The sequence below is a fragment of the Scleromatobacter humisilvae genome (genome assembly GCF_023231945.1).
Classification (GTDB): Bacteria; Pseudomonadota; Gammaproteobacteria; order Burkholderiales; family Burkholderiaceae_C; genus Scleromatobacter; species Scleromatobacter humisilvae.
This window is the reverse complement of the sequence record NZ_JAJLJH010000001.1, coordinates 324227-339752: the sequence shown is the minus strand read 5'-3', so window position 1 is coordinate 339752 and position 15526 is coordinate 324227. Positions and strand designations below refer to the sequence as shown.

Annotated in this window: 16 protein-coding genes; 7 read left to right on the top strand and 9 right to left on the bottom strand. The window is 69.8% G+C overall.

The features are described 5' to 3' along the window. Window positions 1–7 precede the first annotated feature (7 nt). Together LPC04_RS01585 and LPC04_RS01580 are read left to right on the top strand one after the other, a co-directional pair. A complete protein-coding gene (locus LPC04_RS01585; protein ID WP_275680426.1) occupies window positions 8–1618 on the top strand; it encodes a gamma-glutamyltransferase family protein in 1611 nt (536 codons plus the stop codon). A gap of 62 nt (window positions 1619–1680) precedes the next feature. Beyond that, window positions 1681–2664 (top strand): quinone oxidoreductase family protein, encoded by a 984-nt coding sequence (locus LPC04_RS01580; protein WP_275680425.1) that lies wholly within the window; start codon window positions 1681–1683, stop codon window positions 2662–2664. Between the two features lie 30 nt (window positions 2665–2694). On the opposite strand, the gene LPC04_RS01575 is transcribed toward LPC04_RS01580, so the two are convergent. The 5 genes from LPC04_RS01575 to lspA form a co-directional block, all read right to left on the bottom strand. Next, window positions 2695–3222, bottom strand: coding sequence for an outer membrane beta-barrel protein (locus LPC04_RS01575; RefSeq protein ID WP_275680424.1), 528 nt, complete (start codon window positions 3220–3222; stop codon window positions 2695–2697). A gap of 114 nt (window positions 3223–3336) precedes the next feature. Further along, the gene (locus LPC04_RS01570; RefSeq protein WP_275680423.1) at window positions 3337–4584 is read right to left on the bottom strand and encodes a YncE family protein; all 1248 of its coding nucleotides are present in this window, start codon (window positions 4582–4584) and stop codon (window positions 3337–3339) included. A gap of 109 nt (window positions 4585–4693) precedes the next feature. Then, on the bottom strand, window positions 4694–5629 hold the full coding sequence (locus tag LPC04_RS01565) for an LON peptidase substrate-binding domain-containing protein (RefSeq protein ID WP_275680422.1): 936 nt from the start codon (window positions 5627–5629) through the stop codon (window positions 4694–4696). A 27-nt stretch (window positions 5630–5656) separates the two neighbouring features. Continuing rightward, window positions 5657–6481: a creatininase family protein gene (locus LPC04_RS01560; protein WP_275680421.1), complete on the bottom strand. Its 825-nt coding sequence runs from the start codon at window positions 6479–6481 to the stop codon at window positions 5657–5659. Window positions 6482–6486: 5 nt separating this feature from the next. After that, on the bottom strand, window positions 6487–6996 hold the full coding sequence (gene lspA, locus LPC04_RS01555; protein ID WP_275680420.1) for a signal peptidase II: 510 nt from the start codon (window positions 6994–6996) through the stop codon (window positions 6487–6489). Window positions 6997–7266: 270 nt separating this feature from the next. Here lspA and LPC04_RS01550 point away from each other — a divergent pair, with 270 nt between their 5' ends. After that, the gene (locus LPC04_RS01550; RefSeq protein ID WP_275680419.1) at window positions 7267–7935 is read left to right on the top strand and encodes an energy transducer TonB; all 669 of its coding nucleotides are present in this window, start codon (window positions 7267–7269) and stop codon (window positions 7933–7935) included. A 48-nt stretch (window positions 7936–7983) separates the two neighbouring features. Here the strand turns inward: LPC04_RS01550 and LPC04_RS01545 are convergent, their stop codons facing one another. Then, a complete protein-coding gene (locus LPC04_RS01545) occupies window positions 7984–8250 on the bottom strand; it encodes a hypothetical protein (protein WP_275680418.1) in 267 nt (88 codons plus the stop codon). Continuing rightward, the gene (locus LPC04_RS01540; RefSeq protein WP_275680417.1) at window positions 8247–8855 is read right to left on the bottom strand and encodes a dihydrofolate reductase family protein; all 609 of its coding nucleotides are present in this window, start codon (window positions 8853–8855) and stop codon (window positions 8247–8249) included. The genes LPC04_RS01545 and LPC04_RS01540 overlap by 4 nt, the downstream gene beginning before the upstream one ends. A gap of 113 nt (window positions 8856–8968) precedes the next feature. On the opposite strand from LPC04_RS01540, the gene LPC04_RS01535 reads away from it, so the two are divergent. The 3 genes from LPC04_RS01535 (at window position 8969) to LPC04_RS01525 (ending at window position 10772) form a co-directional block, all read left to right on the top strand. Further along, complete coding sequence (locus LPC04_RS01535) at window positions 8969–10018, top strand: sigma-70 family RNA polymerase sigma factor (RefSeq protein WP_275680416.1); 1050 nt, start codon at window positions 8969–8971, stop codon at window positions 10016–10018. 75 nt (window positions 10019–10093) lie between these two features. Then, window positions 10094–10339 (top strand): hypothetical protein, encoded by a 246-nt coding sequence (locus LPC04_RS01530; protein WP_275680415.1) that lies wholly within the window; start codon window positions 10094–10096, stop codon window positions 10337–10339. Between the two features lie 16 nt (window positions 10340–10355). Then, window positions 10356–10772, top strand: a complete 417-nt coding sequence (locus tag LPC04_RS01525; RefSeq protein WP_275680414.1) for a hypothetical protein — start codon at window positions 10356–10358, stop codon at window positions 10770–10772. 28 nt (window positions 10773–10800) lie between these two features. On the opposite strand, the gene LPC04_RS01520 is transcribed toward LPC04_RS01525, so the two are convergent. Then, entirely contained in the window at window positions 10801–11187 is a 387-nt protein-coding gene (locus LPC04_RS01520) for a hypothetical protein (protein ID WP_275680413.1), read from the bottom strand. A gap of 27 nt (window positions 11188–11214) precedes the next feature. Further along, the gene (locus tag LPC04_RS01515; RefSeq protein ID WP_275680412.1) at window positions 11215–12858 is read right to left on the bottom strand and encodes an alkaline phosphatase family protein; all 1644 of its coding nucleotides are present in this window, start codon (window positions 12856–12858) and stop codon (window positions 11215–11217) included. Window positions 12859–13387: 529 nt separating this feature from the next. On the opposite strand from LPC04_RS01515, the gene LPC04_RS01510 reads away from it, so the two are divergent. Further along, on the top strand, window positions 13388–15103 hold the full coding sequence (locus LPC04_RS01510) for a YXWGXW repeat-containing protein (protein WP_275680411.1): 1716 nt from the start codon (window positions 13388–13390) through the stop codon (window positions 15101–15103). Window positions 15104–15526 lie beyond the last annotated feature (423 nt).

The window sequence follows — 15526 nt, the reverse complement described above, 5'->3', positions numbered from 1 at the left end:
GATCGACATGAGCTTCGACTGGCACAACCCGTATCCCACCGTGCGCAGCCCGGTGTTCGCGCGCAACGTGGTCTCGACCTCGCATCCGCTCGCCTCGCAGGCCGGCCTGCGCATGCTGGCCAAGGGCGGCAACGCGATCGACGCGGCGATCGCGGCGGCGGCGGCGTTGACGATCGTCGAGCCGGTGTCCAACGGACTGGGCAGCGACCTGTTCGCGATCCTGTGGGACGGCGAGCGGCTGCACGGGCTCAACGCGTCGGGCGTCGCGCCGGCGGCGTGGGATCCGGCGTACTTCGAGCGGCGCCACGGCGGCGCGATCCCGCTGCGCGGCTGGGACACGGTGACGACGCCCGGCGCCGTCGCCGGCTGGGTCGCGCTGTCGCGGCGCTGCGGCAAGCTGCCCTTCGGCGACCTGCTGGAGCCGGCCATCGAGCTGGCCGAGCGGGGCCACGGCGTCGCCTGCATCGTGGCCGACAAGTGGGCGCGCCAGGTGCCCCTGCTGGCCTCGCAGCCGGGCTTCGCGGACGCCTTCATGCCGCGCGGCCGCGCGCCGGCGCCGGGCGAGCGCTTCGTGTTCGAGGCCGCGGGGCGCACGCTGCGCGCGATCGCCGAGACGCAGGGCGAGGCGTTCTATCGCGGCGGCGTCGCGGCCGCGCTGGTCGCGCATGCGTCGGCCAACGGCGGCTCGATGACGGCGGCCGATCTCGCGAACTACCAGCCCGAGTGGGTCGACACGATCTCGATGGCCTTCGCCGGCCACACGGTGCACCAGATCCCGCCCAACGGCCAGGGCATCGCCGCGCTGATGGCGCTGGGCATGCTGGACAAGCTCGACGTCGCCCGCCTTCCCATCGACAGCGTCGAGGCCCAGCACCTGCAGATCGAGGCGATGAAGCTGGCGTTCGCCGACACCTACCGCTGGGTCGCCGACGCGCGTGCGATGACCGAGGTGACGGCCTCGCACCTGTTGTCGGACGACTACCTCGCGCAGCGCGCGCGCCGGATCGATCCCGCGCGCGCGCAGGACTTCGCGCACGGCACGCCGCCGTCGGGCGGCACGGTCTACCTCACCGCGGCCGACGAGCAGGGCCGCATGGTCAGCCTGATCCAGTCGAACTACATGGGCTTCGGCAGCGGCGTCGTCGTCCCGGGCACCGGCGTCAGCCTGCAGAACCGCGGCCAGGGTTTCACGCTCGATCCGGATCATCCAAACGTCGTGGCCGGCGGCAAGCGGCCGTTCCACACCATCATCCCGGGCTTCCTCTGCGACGCCGACGGGCGGCCGCGCATGAGCTTCGGCGTGATGGGCGGCAACATGCAGCCGCAAGGCCACGTGCAGACGCTGATGCGGATGCTGCGCCATCGCCAGCAGCCGCAGGCCGCGTGCGACGCGCCGCGCTGGAAGGTCGCGACGGGGCTGGCGATCGACTTCGAGCGCACGATGGCGCCGTCGCGCATCGACGGCTTGCGCGCGCTGGGCCACCAATCCCAGGCCACGGTCGATCCGTACATGGACTTCGGCTCGGGCCAGTTCATCTGGCGCCTGTCGGACGACCCGGCCGACGGCTACGTCGCGGCGAGCGACTCGCGGCGCGACGGCCAGGCCGCCGGTTTCTGAGCCGCGCGCGAGGTCAACGCGCACGTGCTAAAACTCTCCGCCACCCAACGAGGAGAACCAACGTGAGCCAGGCCATCCAGATCAGCGAATACGGCGGCCCCGACGTGCTGCGTCTCGTCGACGTGGCCGTGGGCGATCCCGGCCCCGGCCAGGTGCGCGTGCGCCACCACGCCTGTGGCATCAACTTCATCGACGTCTACCAGCGCACCGGCCTGTACCAGAACCCGCTGCCGCTGATCCCGGGCGGCGAGGGCGCCGGCGTCGTCGAGGCGGTGGGCGAGGGCGTCACGCACCTGGCCGCGGGCGACCGGGTCGCCTACGCCGCGCCCAAGCCCGGCAGCTACTGCCAGGCGCGCCTGATGGACGCGTTGCACGTGTGCAGGCTGCCCGACGAGATCGACTTCGAGACCGGCGCCGCGATGATGCTCAAGGGCCTGACCGTCAACTACCTGCTGCTGCGCACGCTGCCGGTCGAGGGCCTGGCGCCGGGCGACACGATCCTGTTCCACGCGGCCGCCGGCGGCGTCGGCCTGATCGCCTGCCAGTGGGCCAAGGCGCTGGGCTTCGAGCTGATCGGCACCGCGGGCTCGGACGAGAAGTGCGCGCTTGCCAAGGAATACGGCGCCGCGCACATGATCAACTACCGCAGCGAGAACTTCGTCGACCGCGTCAAGGAGATCACCGGCGGCAAGGGTGTCAAGGTGGTCTACGACTCGGTGGGCAAGGACACGTTCGAGGGTTCGCTGAACTGCCTGCGCCCGTTCGGCCTGATGGCGGTGTTCGGCAACGCGTCGGGCGCGGTGCCGCCGTTCGCGCCGAACACGCTGGCCGCCAAGGGCTCGCTGTACCTGACGCGGCCGACGCTGTTCACGCACCTGTCCACGCGCGAGCGCACGCAGGCGATGGCCGACGAGCTGTTCGAGGTGGTGCGCAACGGCACCGTCAAGATCCGCATCGACCAGCGCTACCCGCTCGCGCAGGCGGCGCAGGCGCACCGCGATCTCGAGGCGCGCAGGACGACGGGCTGCAGCGTGCTGCTCGCGTGACGCGCGTGCGTCACGCGGCGCGCGCAGGCGTCAGAACGGGAACTGCGCCTGCAGCGTCGTCGAGGTGACGTTGCTGCTGGTCAGGTGACTGACGCGCAGTTCCATCGCGTAGTGCGCGTGGAACTTGAACTGCAGGCCCAGCGACAGCAGGCCGTCGGTGATCGAGCCCGAGTTGGCCACGCCGCCATTGCCGTCATCGAGCTTCGTGCGGCCGACGCCCAGGCCGCCGGTCAGCTTCAGCCTGTCCTGCAGCGGCAGCGAGTACGTGGCCTCGGCGCCGACGAAGTTGTCGAACGAGCGCGTGTCCGTGAACACGCCGCGCACCAGGTCGCCGTCGGCGATCACGACGGCGCGCGCGCCGAAGCCGCTGACGTCGCTGTAGCCGAAGCCGAGGTTGTAGGTGAAGGTCTGGCGGTCGCCCGGGATGCCGATCTGCTTGCCGCTGCCGTAGCCAATGCCGATCTCGGGCGTGAACGTGCCCTCGGCGAGCGCGCCGCCGGCGATCAGCAACGAAGCGGCCGCAACGGTGCCGCGAACGAGGTTCGAAGTCTTGAACATGTGATCCCTCCCTGGGATTCGATCGATGCAGACGAAAAAAAGCGCACCGGAGTGCGCGCGGTGCTGCCTTGCCCGGTCAGGCCGGGCTGAGGCGGCGCAGAGCATACCTCAGGTTCAGCGGAGGTTGCCGGTATGCCCCAAGGAGTATCGACCCGGCTGCGGCCACACGGTCAGGCCGTGCGGCTCCTGGCCGACCGCGACCTGCTGCACCGCGCCGCTGGCGGTGTCGAAGCGGTAGACGACGTCGTCGTAGCGGCCCGAGAGCCACAGGTACTTGCCGTCGGCGGTGACGTTGCCCATGTCCGGGCTGCCGCCGCCGGGCACCGGCCAGTTGGCGACGATCTTGTCGGTGGCGAAGTCCAGCACCGTCACGCTGCCCGGGCCGTGGCGCGGGCCGTGGATCCTGTGCGAGCCGCGGTTGGCGATGTAGAGCTTGCGGCCGTCGCGGCTCGGGTAGAGGCCGTGCGCGGCGACGCCCGTGGTGATGAAGCTCGTCTCCTTGAACGACGCGGCGTCGACCACGTGGACGCCGTCGGCCTCCATGTCGGCCACGTACAGCTTCTTCCCGTCGGGCGAGAAGCGGATGTCCTGCGGCATGCCCTTGCGGGAGGTGCAGACCTCGGTGGTCGGGCCGCCGGCGGCGACGAACTTGTCCTTCAACCGCGTCGAAGGCATCGGCAGCACGAGGTAGGCGGCCACCTTGCGCTCGACCAGGTCGATCTTGGCGATCGAGCCGTCGAACTCGCAGGTGAAGAAGGCGGTCTTGCCGTCGATGGAGAAGTCGGCGTGGTTGATGCCGCCGCACTTGGGCGCGTCGATCGAGTACTGCATCGCCATCGTCTTCGGGTCGCGGAAGTCGAGCCGGTGGCGCGCCTCGGCAACCACGATCGCGGACTTGCCGTCCGGCGTGAAGTACATGTTGTACGGATCGTCGACCGGAATGGCCTTGCCCGGCTTGCCGGTGCGCGGGTCGATCGGCGTCAGGCTGCCGTTGGCGCTGCGCTCGGCGTTGTTGGCGGCCCAGAGCGTGCGCAGGTCGTAGCCGACGACCACGTGCTGCGGCGCCTGGCCGACCTTGAAGGTGTCGACGACCTTCATCTGCGCCGGATCGATCACGCTGACCGAGTTGCCGCGCAGGTTGGGCACGTACACGCGCACCAGGTCGTCCTTCAGCGCGGGGCTGACGTGTTCGGGGCCGCTGGTCTCGCTGTAGAGGTTGTTCGGGTCGACCACCGGCGGCATGCCGGCGATGGTGGCGATGGCGCGCGGTGCGGCCGGGGCCGGCGTGTCGGCTGCGTGGACGATGGCGGCGACCGCCGCGAGCGCGAGCAGCGACAGGGCGCTGCGGGAATAGGCATTCATGGACTGGCTTCGCTTGCAGGAATCGGGGTTCGAGGCGGCGCGGCACGGAACGTTCCGCGGCGTGCAGGGTTTCGGCCCCGATTCTCGCCGGGATTCGAAGCCGCCGGCCTCAGGTCGTCGCGGCCCAGCTCTGCCGCACGCCGCGCAGGAAGCGCTCGATGCGGGCCACGGTATCGGGCTTCGGGTTGTCGATCAGCAGCAGCTTCATGCTGTCCCAGAACACGGGGCAGCCGGTGGCGCGCTCGAGCAGGCGGTCGAGGTCGGTGCACGGGCCCAGCGGGCCGCTGGAGTCGGTCGGCTGGAACCACGACGGCGGCATCGCGCTGAACACGAGCCACAGGCTGCCGTCGGCCGTCGTGCGGGCCTGCGGCTCGCCGGCGGGGTCGAAGCCGGGCAGCGGCACGGCCTGCGTGAAGTCGCCGTTGTGCGGCACCTCGGCGCGGCGGTTGTGCGGCAGCATCTTCATCAGCTTGAGCAGCCGCTGCTCGCCGTCGAGCTTCTCCAGCAGGCCCTGGTGCAGCGAGTGGTGCGGATGGATGCTGCGCGCGCTCGGCGCGGCCAGCAGCGGCATGACGGCGTCGACGAGGCGGCCGGCCTCGGGGATGTCGCGCAGGATGGCGAGCTGGTCGGACGTCAGCGCGGTGCCGACGCGGCGCAGCAGCGCGGCGCGCAGGCGCGCGGAACGTGCGGGCGGGCACGGCGGCGTGGGCAGCGTGGTGGCGAAGACGCGGAAGTGGTCGGCCCGGCGCACGCCGTCGATCGACACCCGGTCGTGCGCCGACACCGTGATCTTGAGCGTGCCGTCGGGCAGCCGGGTGAGCGAGGTGATCGTGGCCAGCGTGCCCACCGTGTGCAGGTCGGTGGCGGTGAATTCGAGCGTGCCGAACTCGCGCTGGCGCACCACGACCAGCTCGCCGTTGCTCGCGACCGCCGCCTCGACCGACGCGCGCGACAACGCCCGGCCCACGAACAGCGACGTCTCGCTCCCGGGGAAGAGCGTCATGTCCAGCAGCGGCAGCATCGGGTAGTCGACGGCGACGGGCATCGGGTCAGTGTGCGGCGTTCGGATGAGTCAGCGCGGGGCCTGGGTTTCGCGACGGATCGCGGCGACGGTCGTCTCGACGACCAGCTTGGTGCCCAGCTCGCCCAGTTCGGCGGTGGCGCGTTTCGGGTTTCCGGTCACGCCGGCCGGGTAGGGGCCCGCCAGCTTGTCCTCGCGCACCAGCGCCGGGTCGACGGCGAGTGCGAGGGCGGTGTCGGCCAGGCCGGCGTGCGAGCCCATCTCGGCATCGCTGACGCCGTGCGCCTTCAGCGCCGCGACGTAGGCGGTCTGCGTGATGCGGTAGTACTCCAGCGGCGCGTGCGCGCGGCACGCGGGATCCTTGGCCCACTCGCGATTGAGCTTGTCCTTGACCTGCGTGAGGTCGGACTGGTAGCCGCCGTGGTCGCCCAGGAAGACGACATCCTTGAAGCCATGCTGCTTGAACGAGCGCGCGGTGGCCTCGAGCAGGGCTTCGAACACGGCGTCGGGCACCGAGATCGTGCCGGCGTACTTCATGTGCGCCGCGGGCGGATGGATGCTGCCCTCGGGCACGTAGGCGATGGTCGGCGCGACGATGGCGTTGCCCAGCGCGCCGGCGATGCGGTCGGCCAGGACGTGCGCGCGCACGTTGTGCTTGCCCAGCACCATGTGGGCGCCGTTCTGCTCGGTGCCGCCGATCGGCACGATGACCGTGGTGGCGCCGTGCGCGATGCGCTCGCGCAGCTCGACGCTGGTCATCGCCTCGAGGTCGTTGGCCGCGAGGCCGGCGGACAGGGCCGCGTGGGCCGCGGGCGCGGAAAGCGCGAACAGGACGATGGCGGCGCTCGCAAGGAGTGGGAAAGGCGAACGACTCATCGCCATCACCCCTTTCTCACGCGCCGCAGCTCGTCGACCACGATGCAGATGGCGCCCAGCGTGATCGCGCTGTCGGCGAGGTTGAAGGCCGGGAACGTGTAGGCGCTGTGCCAGTGCAGCGAGATGAAGTCGACCACCGCGCCGCGCGTGATGCGGTCGAGGACGTTGCCGACCGCGCCGCCCATCACCATCGCCAGCGCGAACGAGAACAGCTTCTGCGCGCGGTTGCGCGCCAGCAGGTAGATCATGAAGCCGCTCGCGGCCAGCGCCAGCACGATGAAGAACCAGCGCTGCCAGCCGCCCGCGTTGGCGAGCAGCGACCAGGCCATGCCGGTGTTCTCGAGGCGCACGACGTCGAAGAACGAGGTGACGGTGCGGTTCTCGCCGATGGCGAAGCCGCGGACGATCAGCACCTTGGCGAATTGATCCAGCAGGACGACGGCGAGGGCGATGCCCAGCCACAGCCACATCGAGGGGCCGTTGCCGGCGGGACGGGAAAGGGATCGGGTGGCCATTCGTACGCTGGAATTGGATGCGGGATTGACTCCGCGCAAAAGCATCTACTTTAGCCGTTGTCGAGCGATTCCAGACTGTTAGCAAACGTATGAAAGGGCGGCGTGTCCGCATTGACCGCCGCGGGTCGGGTCGCCTAGCGCGCGTCCCCGGGTCGCGGGGATCAGGGAAATCCACGGGAAATCGTTTTCACCCCGCTTGCCGGCCCGGCCCGTTTCACCAGGACGAACGCGCCGTCCGCGCGCCCCATCGGTCTCACTGGAGGATTTCGCATGAGCTTCGCCCTGTCGCAACGCCGCACCGACCGCCACCCGGTCGGCCTGCTCGTCGTCGTCGGCCTGCACGCGCTGCTGGCGGCGGTGCTGGTCACCGCCAAGCTGGCGCAGAAGCCCGGCGAGCCGCCGACGATCGCGCTGACGCCGCTCGATCCAGTCAAGCCGGTGGAGCCCAAGCCGACGAAGCTGCCGGACCCGGCCAAGCCGCAGATCCGTCCGCTGCTGGTCGAGCCGCCGCTGATCAAGACGGATCCGCCGCCGCCGGACGTGATCACCGCGAAGGTCGACGACCATCCGCAGAAGACCGACGAGGTCGTCGCCTCGGTCGGCAGGCACGACGACGACACCGTGCACGCCGTCGCGCGCGTGTTTGCGCGCGCCGCCCGCATCAACGCCGGCGCGTCGCAGTGCCGTCCGGATTACCCGGCCGCGGCCCAGCGCGCCGGGGTCACGGGCGTCACGCGCATCCGATTCAGCGTCGACGCGAGCGGCCGCATCTCGGGCTCGCAGATCCTGCAGGCCTCGGGCTCGTCACGCGAGAATCGCCTGATGGACAAGGCCGCAGCAGACGCACTCGCGCAATGCCCGGTGCAGGTGGGCACGGACGAACAGGGGCGTCCCGTGGGCACGACGACGGACGTCGAGTACGTCTGGAAGCTGGACTGATGCGGCAGGCCGTGCGCGACCCTGGATCGCGGGAGCTGGCGCGGCGGTCTAGAACGATCTTTCGATTTGCGCGTCACGCGCGGGCTGGCGCTCGAGCCCCCGGCTCGACTTGAGTCGCCAGATCGCCTGAAGGAGGAGATCGAGCAGCGGGACATCGATCCGCACGGCCATCGTTTCATCGCCCGCGAATCTCAGGTTCAGCCCCGGGACGCCATCATCGGTGACGAACGGGCGGATCGACACGAGACGCCGCTGATAGAGAAAGTCCCGTTCCGTCGCGGCGGACGAAGGCGGATCCTGGTTCCCTGCCTTCATGATGTCGCTCCCATCCCAGCCGGCGCGAACGCGTAGGTGTGGTGCACCAGGCCGTCGCCGATCCGTCGCGTGTCGACCAGGTGAAGCGGCTTCTTGTCGGACATCCCGTCGAAGAGGCGCCGACCGGCTCCCAGCACGATCGGGAAGACGACCAGCCGCAGTTCGTCGGCCAGGCTCCGCGCCATCAGGGCGCGCGCGAGCTGATAGCTGCCGTAGACCAGGATGTCCCCGTCGCACCTGCGCTTCAGCGCCGAGATCTCCTCCTCCACATCACGGCCCAGCACCGTGGTGTTGCTCCACGGAGGAATGTCGGGCGTCGACGACACGACGTATTTCGGCAGGCTGTCCATCCTGTCCGCCCACTCGCGGCTGACGCGCTCGGCCATGACCGGCGCGCGTGACGCGAACCACTCGAAGCTTCTCCTGCCCAGCAGCAGCGCCTCGGCGTCCTGGGCTTCCCGCGTCTCGTTGGCGACCCATTCCTCGAGGTCCTTGGCGCCCGCGAACTGGTGGAACCAGCCGCCCCGCTCGAAGCCTTCCTGGCCGTCCGGGTCCTGGACGACGCCGTCGAGGGCGGCGTTGGTGCTGATGACGATCTTTCCCATTTCCGCGTTCCTTTCGCAGTGTTGTCGACGTTCCCTGCTTTAGACGCCGCGACACCGCAAAAGGAGGCGCTCCGCGACCGCCCCCTTTGCGCCCGGGCCGACGTCTATCCACAATGGAACTGCACATGGGCAATGAAATGGCGGGGGTGGCGTTGGCGGGAACGGACCTGATGTCGAGAGCGCGGGCCGGCGACGGTCGGGCATTCCGGGCGCTGACCGAGCCGCACCGTCGCGAGCTGCAGGTGCACTGCTACCGGATGCTCGGTTCGTTCCACGACGCCGAGGACGCCCTGCAGGACGCGATGCTCGCCGCCTGGCGAGGCCTGGCCGGGTTCGACGGGCGCGCGTCGCTTCGCACCTGGCTCTACCGCATCGCCACCAACCGGTGCCTCGACGCGCTGCGCGCCGGTCGCCGACGTCCAGCGAAGCAATGGGACATCCCGGGCATCGAACCGCCGGCACCCACGGGCCTCGGCGAGATCTCCTGGCTGGAGCCGTATCCCGACGCCCTCTCGGACGGTGCGATCGCTGCGTCGCCCGGTCCGGAGGCGCGCTACGAACGGGCCGAGTCCCTGTCGCTGGCTTTCGTGACCGCCCTCCAGGCCTTGCCACCGCGCCAACTGGCGGTCCTCGTCCTCCGCGACGTCCTCGGATTCCACGCGGACGAAGTCGCCGGCATGCTGGGCACGACCGTCGAATCGGTCAAGAGCGCCCTCAAGCGCGCGCGTGCGGGATTGCAGCGTCTACTGCCGCCGACGACGGGGCCGGAGCGCCCGCCCGACATCGATCCGGCCGCCCGGGCCTCGATCGTGGCGAGGTTCGTCAGCGCCTACGAAGCCGCCGACATCGACGCGCTGGTGGCCCTGTTCACCGACGACGTCTTCCTGTCGATGCCCCCAATGCCGCTGGAATATCGGGGCCGGGACAGCGTGGCCGCCTTCTTCGCGTTCGTCTTCGGCCAGGCACGGGGATTCCAGCTGGTGCCGACGCGAGCCAACGGCCAGCCGGCATTCGGGGTCTATCTGCGCACGCCCACCGGCATCCCGGGCGTCGGCTTGTTCGTCCTCACCGTCGCGGGCGACCGGATCGGCGCCGTGACCCGCTTCGAAGAGACAGTCCTTCCCGCATTCGGCCTGCCGCCGTCCCTTCCAGGCTTGTCCTGACATGCGATCAACGGCCTGCCCTGCATGGGACTGCGCCTTGCTACCGGAAGGCAGACCACCTTCCTGGAGCCTTCCATGCTCGGCCTGAAATCCTTCACTCTTGTTGCGCTGCTTGCTGCTGCGCCCAGCTTCGCTGCCGGATGCCTGAGCGGCGCCGCGGTGGGTGGCGTCGGCGGCCACGTTGCGGGCCACCATGCCATTGCCGGCGCAGTCGTGGGCTGCGCGGTCGGTCACCACATGAAGGTCAAGCAGGAGCGCAAGGAAGACGCGGCGCTGGCTCGACAGCGGGCCGCGGCCGCAAGCGCACCCGGCGGACGCTGACTCGGAGCCCTGCGCCATGACCGAAGCCGAACGGGACAACCGCGAGATCGAGCAATCCGTCAAGGTTGAAGGGGAGCTCGAGTTGAGAGTCTGGAACGCGAACGACGAGCAACTGGCCGCTGGACTGGCAGCCGCCCGTGAAGTGCTCGAATCCAGGGGCGTGACGGCCGGGCGCGCGGTGGTCTGCCACTCGGCGGTGGCCGCTCACGAGCTGGATCCCTCTCTTCCCGCGCCCGGTGCGGACGTGCGCGCCGCTGCCGAGGCTTGTCGCGAGGCCTTCGTCGCTGCAATCTCGGCGGCGGGCGGGACGTTGGACTCCGAGGACGCATTGGCGTTCGAACAGCGACCTGCCGACGCCGCACTTTGGGACACCTTGCCGACGCTGCGGGCCTGGCGAGACAAGAACAACGCGCACGCCGTGAGCCGCGGATGAGCCGCAGGCCTTCGCGGGCCCGCAGGACTTACCGGGCGTGAACAGCCGGGGACGCGTCGGCCTCAGCCGCGACGCCGTCGGCCTGGAATTCGGTCTCGAGCTCATCGAGCAGGCTGCTCAACTCGTGCGAACCGACGTCGCGCCAGAGGCGAATTCGAAGCGCTCGATGCTCGGGTCTCCGGAGCATCGCATCGATGTCGAACACCACGCCCGTCGCCCGGCGCAGCGCAAAGCGTATGCGGGTTCGCAGGATTTGCCCCTCGGGCTTTCTTGCTTCGGTCATCTGCAGTTCCTTTGCCGGGGCCTCGGTCGCCATGCCGAGACGGGCGTCGTCGATCGTAGTCTCCAAATGGAGAGAAACGAGGGCAAGCGCCAGGCCTGGATCGCGCGACGCTGGAGCGTCGCGCGTCTGCACGGCCCCGCGGATGCGGGGCCAAGCCGCTCAGTTGTCGTCGTCGTCGCGATACTCGGACAGCGCATGCGGCAGGACGCGCGTGCCTTCCTTGCGAACGGATTCGAGCAGCCTCGGGTCCAGGCCGAGCGCCCGGATCGCCGTCGGTGCGACCTGGGCAGTCGTCACGCGGCTGTCGACCGTCCGCGCCCGCAGCGACGGATGCGAGACCACCAGGGCGAGATGACCGTCGTCGGGCGCGAAGCCGCCATGCTCCATGTCCTTGGCCTGGCTCGTGGTGTAGATGACGCCGGGATTGGGCTGCACCATGAAGTCCGGGGTGCGCCCGTTGGCCGGATCGCCGAACTTCCAGGGCATGGCGCCCAGGTCGATCACGGCGCCGCCGTTGTCCGCACAGATCCGCGGCACGACGGCGACGACTGTCCTGGTCGTCGGATCGACCGGCGGGCAGGCGGTCGACGCCGCCAGCAAGGCCTCCGCGGCCGCGCGCTGCGACGGGTCGTTCAGCCAGACGAACGCGACGTCGTCGTCGGTGACCTGGCCGTTGCCCAGGTTGTTGCCCGTGACGGGATCGCTGCCGCCGCCGACATAGGCCGTCAGCGTGGTGCCCACGGCATGGCCGATCTTCTTGAGCCGGGCGTGGTCCGCGGGCGACTGGCCGTGCTTGGCGGTCAGCACGAACAACGTCGAATCGCTCAGGTGGCGCGCCGCGAGTGCGGCGCTGAACTTGCCGATCGCCGCGTCCACGTAGGCGATCGCGTCCTTCACGAACGGGTTGGGCGTGAACGCCGCGTCGGCGTAGCCGCCGCCGGACAGGTTGGTGGCCTTCTGCGCGACGCTCAGCGTCTGGAAGTTCGTGCCGAAGATCGTCGGCACGGGCGCGGGAGTTTTGCCGGCCGAATCCTTGCCGTCGATCTCGTTGAGGATGTTCTCCACGTGGATGTCGTCGAATACCTCGGTGTGCAGGTAGGCCGGCGCGATCCCGTCGTACGAACCGGTGAAGTCGTTGCCCGCGGGGCCGTCGATCGAGTTGATCTCGGTGCGGGCCATGTCGTCCACGCCCTTGCCCGACGGGCCATTGACCCAGTCGGTGCCCCACGCGTGCTTGTCGGACCAGGCCGTGTGCGCATGACGCAGGTTCTGCTTGGCAACCTCGAAGATCGTATTGGTCTGGATGAAGTCGTGCGGGTACACCGGCACGCACTTGCCGCCGACCTTGCGGTGCGGGATCTGCTGCGGATTGAAGGCGCCGCCGCCGTCGAGGTGCACCAGCGCACCACCGTTCATCGCGTCGATGCCCACCTGCTCCTGCAGGAAGACTTCGACGCCCTGCGTGCCGGTGCAGTGCGTGTCCGTGCCGGCATACAGCGTGCGGTCGTAGACGTCGTCGTAGAACAGGCCGGTCGAGCGCGGGCCGCCGCCGGTGACCAGCGCGGCCAGACCGGGCACGGAGTCCGACAGGCCCGGCGTGTAGGCATTGGTGTAGGTCACGCCGTGGCGCGCGAGGGCCGCGATGTTCGGGCAGGTCTTGTCCGAAATGCAGCGCGCGAGGTCTTGCTGATGCATGCCGTCGATGCTGACGATGAGTACATGGTCGATGGAATGCCGATGGTCATCGGCCAGGCAGAGTGCGGTGCTGGAGAGCAGCGCGGTTCCGACAAGAAGGGACTTCATGGTGTCTCTCGATGGTTGGTTCTTGGGGCGGGCGACGCGTGGCACGGCTTCACTGGCGAAACTTTCGATTCGCCGTGACCGGCGCGCGAGGCCGCATGCGGAGAAAGCTCATTCACGTGCATGAGCATTGCGCGTCGTCCTGCCAAGTCGGCTCGGGCCTTCACGCAACGCCCCGCCGGCCATGGATGTGACCGAGGGGCCCGCGCAACTTAGGCCTGGCGAGTGACCGATGCGTGACGCGAGGTCCGGTCGGTGTCGAACCTTGCGTGAAGTCGAACGCACTCGGAAAACTCGCAACGCGACAGCGCCGAACTAACGCGCAGCTAATTCGAGTTCGACAGGGACCGCGCGGCAGTCGTTATTCGAGCGCCCGGCAGCTCGAGCACGCGCCTTCGGCACCGGACGCGGCGTTGTCCGACATCGCGCCAGGCGGCCCCTGCGTTGAACAGACGAGCGGCACGGCGAACGCCGACGCCCCAGCCGCACATCGCGCATCCGCGCGCCACGAATGAAACCGCAGGAGACCACCATGGCCCATCGCGTTCCTTCTCATCGCTTCATCTTGCGCCGACCTGTCATCGCGCTGTCGATCGCCGTCGCGTTCGGCTGCGCCGCCACCGGCACGGCGTACGCTCAGGTGTCCGTCGACGTCGGCGTCACGGCGCAGTCCGGTTGGCTCTACGACATCGGTGCCGTCGTGAGCCTGTTCATCGATCCGCCCGTGCAGGAGCCGGAACCGGTGGCGGTGGCGTGGGCACCGCCGCCGATGCTGGTCGAGGAACTGCCGCCGCAGCCCGATCCCTACGCCGTCTGGACGGGGGGCTACTGGACGTGGCAGGGTGACTGGGTGTGGTGTGCCGGCCGCTGGATGGATCCGCCGCGGCAGGAATACGTGTGGGTGCAGCCGTACTACGAGCACCGTGACAGTCGCGTGATCTTCATCCCCGGCTATTGGTCGTCGCCCGAGGTCGAATTCGTCGCGCCGCCGGTCGAGCGGCCGATCGCCTGGGCGTACGTCAACGAAGGGGTCGTGATCGGGCCGGCGCCCGAAGGTCCGGTCGGAATCTTCATTCCGCCGCCGCCCGGCTCGCGCCCTGGCCTGATCGTTCCCGCACCGATCGGCACGCCGCCGGCGGTCGTGATCAGCGCGCCTCCGGTGATGGCGGTCGGCATGCGCGTCACCGGCGCCGTGGCGATCGATGCGCGCCACACCGTCAACGACAACCGCGTGACCAACTATTCGGTCACCAACGTGCGCAACATCACCAACGTGATCGTCGAGGCGCCGGCGGGCGCCACCGCAAGCGGACGCGCATTCCAGGCGCAGGTGCCGCATCAGGCCCACCTTGCCGCCGCGATGCATCCGCAAGTCGCCGCACGCGCGCCGACGCCCGCCATGCGCACGGCAGTCGCTGCCTATGCGCCGGGCCACACGCTGGCCGCGCTGCCCGCGGCGCAGAAGGTGCAGGGCCTGCCCGCCGTGCCATCGCACGGGGCGGCCACCGTGCCGCAGGCCCAGCGCGCAGAGATGGGTCACGCGCCGATGACGCCTGCCGAGGCTCGCCAGACTCGCGCCGGCGGCCATGACGTCGATACCGCGCACCTGCCTTCCGCGGCGGCGAATCCACAAGGGGCGCGAGCGGCGCAGCCTCCGACCACGCTCCAGGCCAGGCCGGGCGCCCAGCCGGCCGAGCCGCAGCGTGCCCTCCAGGAGCCGCCCCAGCAGCGCGCGCAAGTGCAGGAGCAGCAGCGGGCGCAACAGGAGCAGACGCAGCGCGCCGAGCAGCAACGCGGCCAACAGGACGCGCAGCAGCGAGCGCAGCAGGAGCAGGCTCAACGCGCAGAACAGCAACGCGCCCAACAGGAAGCGCAGGCGCGGACGCAGCAGCAGCAGGCTCAGCAGCAAGCCCAGCAGCAAGCCCAGCAGCGAGCGCAGCAGGAGCAGGCTCAGCGCGCAGAACAGCAACGTGCCCAGCAGGAAGCGCAGGCACGGACGCAGCAGCAAGCCCAGCAGCGAGCGCAGCAGGAGCAGGCCCAACGCGCAGAACAGCAACGTGCCCAGCAGGAAGCGCAGGCACGGACGCAGCAGCAGGCCCAGCAACGAGCGCAGCAGGAGCAGGCCCAACGCGCCGAGCAGCAACGCGCCCAGCAGGAGGGTCAGCGGCAACAGCCGCAGCGCGCGCCGCAGGAGCGCGGCGAAGCGGCTCGCCCTCGTGGGGAAGAGGCGAGCCGACCGTCCAACTGAGCGCCCGTCGCGACTGCGAGTCGGGCGACCGGGTCACCGTGTGAACGGACTCGGTGCCTCGACCGCCGACCGCTCCTTCGTCATCCCGTCGCGATCGGGCGATGGGCGAGCGAGGCACGTCGGCCGTCTCTGTCCGGCCAGGGGCTGCCCTTCGTGCGTGACCGTTCTGCGGCAGTCCAAGGCGCGGGCGGAGGGCCATCACGGTGAATCCGCCTCGATTGCCCGGGTCGTCCGGGACGAGATGCTCCAGGGTGGCCAAGCCACTCCCACCAGGCCGTGGACGTATTTGTTGAACGCCGTCGGGCACCCTGCCGAGGCCGTAGCGGATTTTTTTGATACCAGGCCAGGTATCGCAATCGGCAGGCCAGGGAAGAGAGGGCGCAACAGCGGCGACGCGTGCCGACGAGGAATCGTCGACACGCG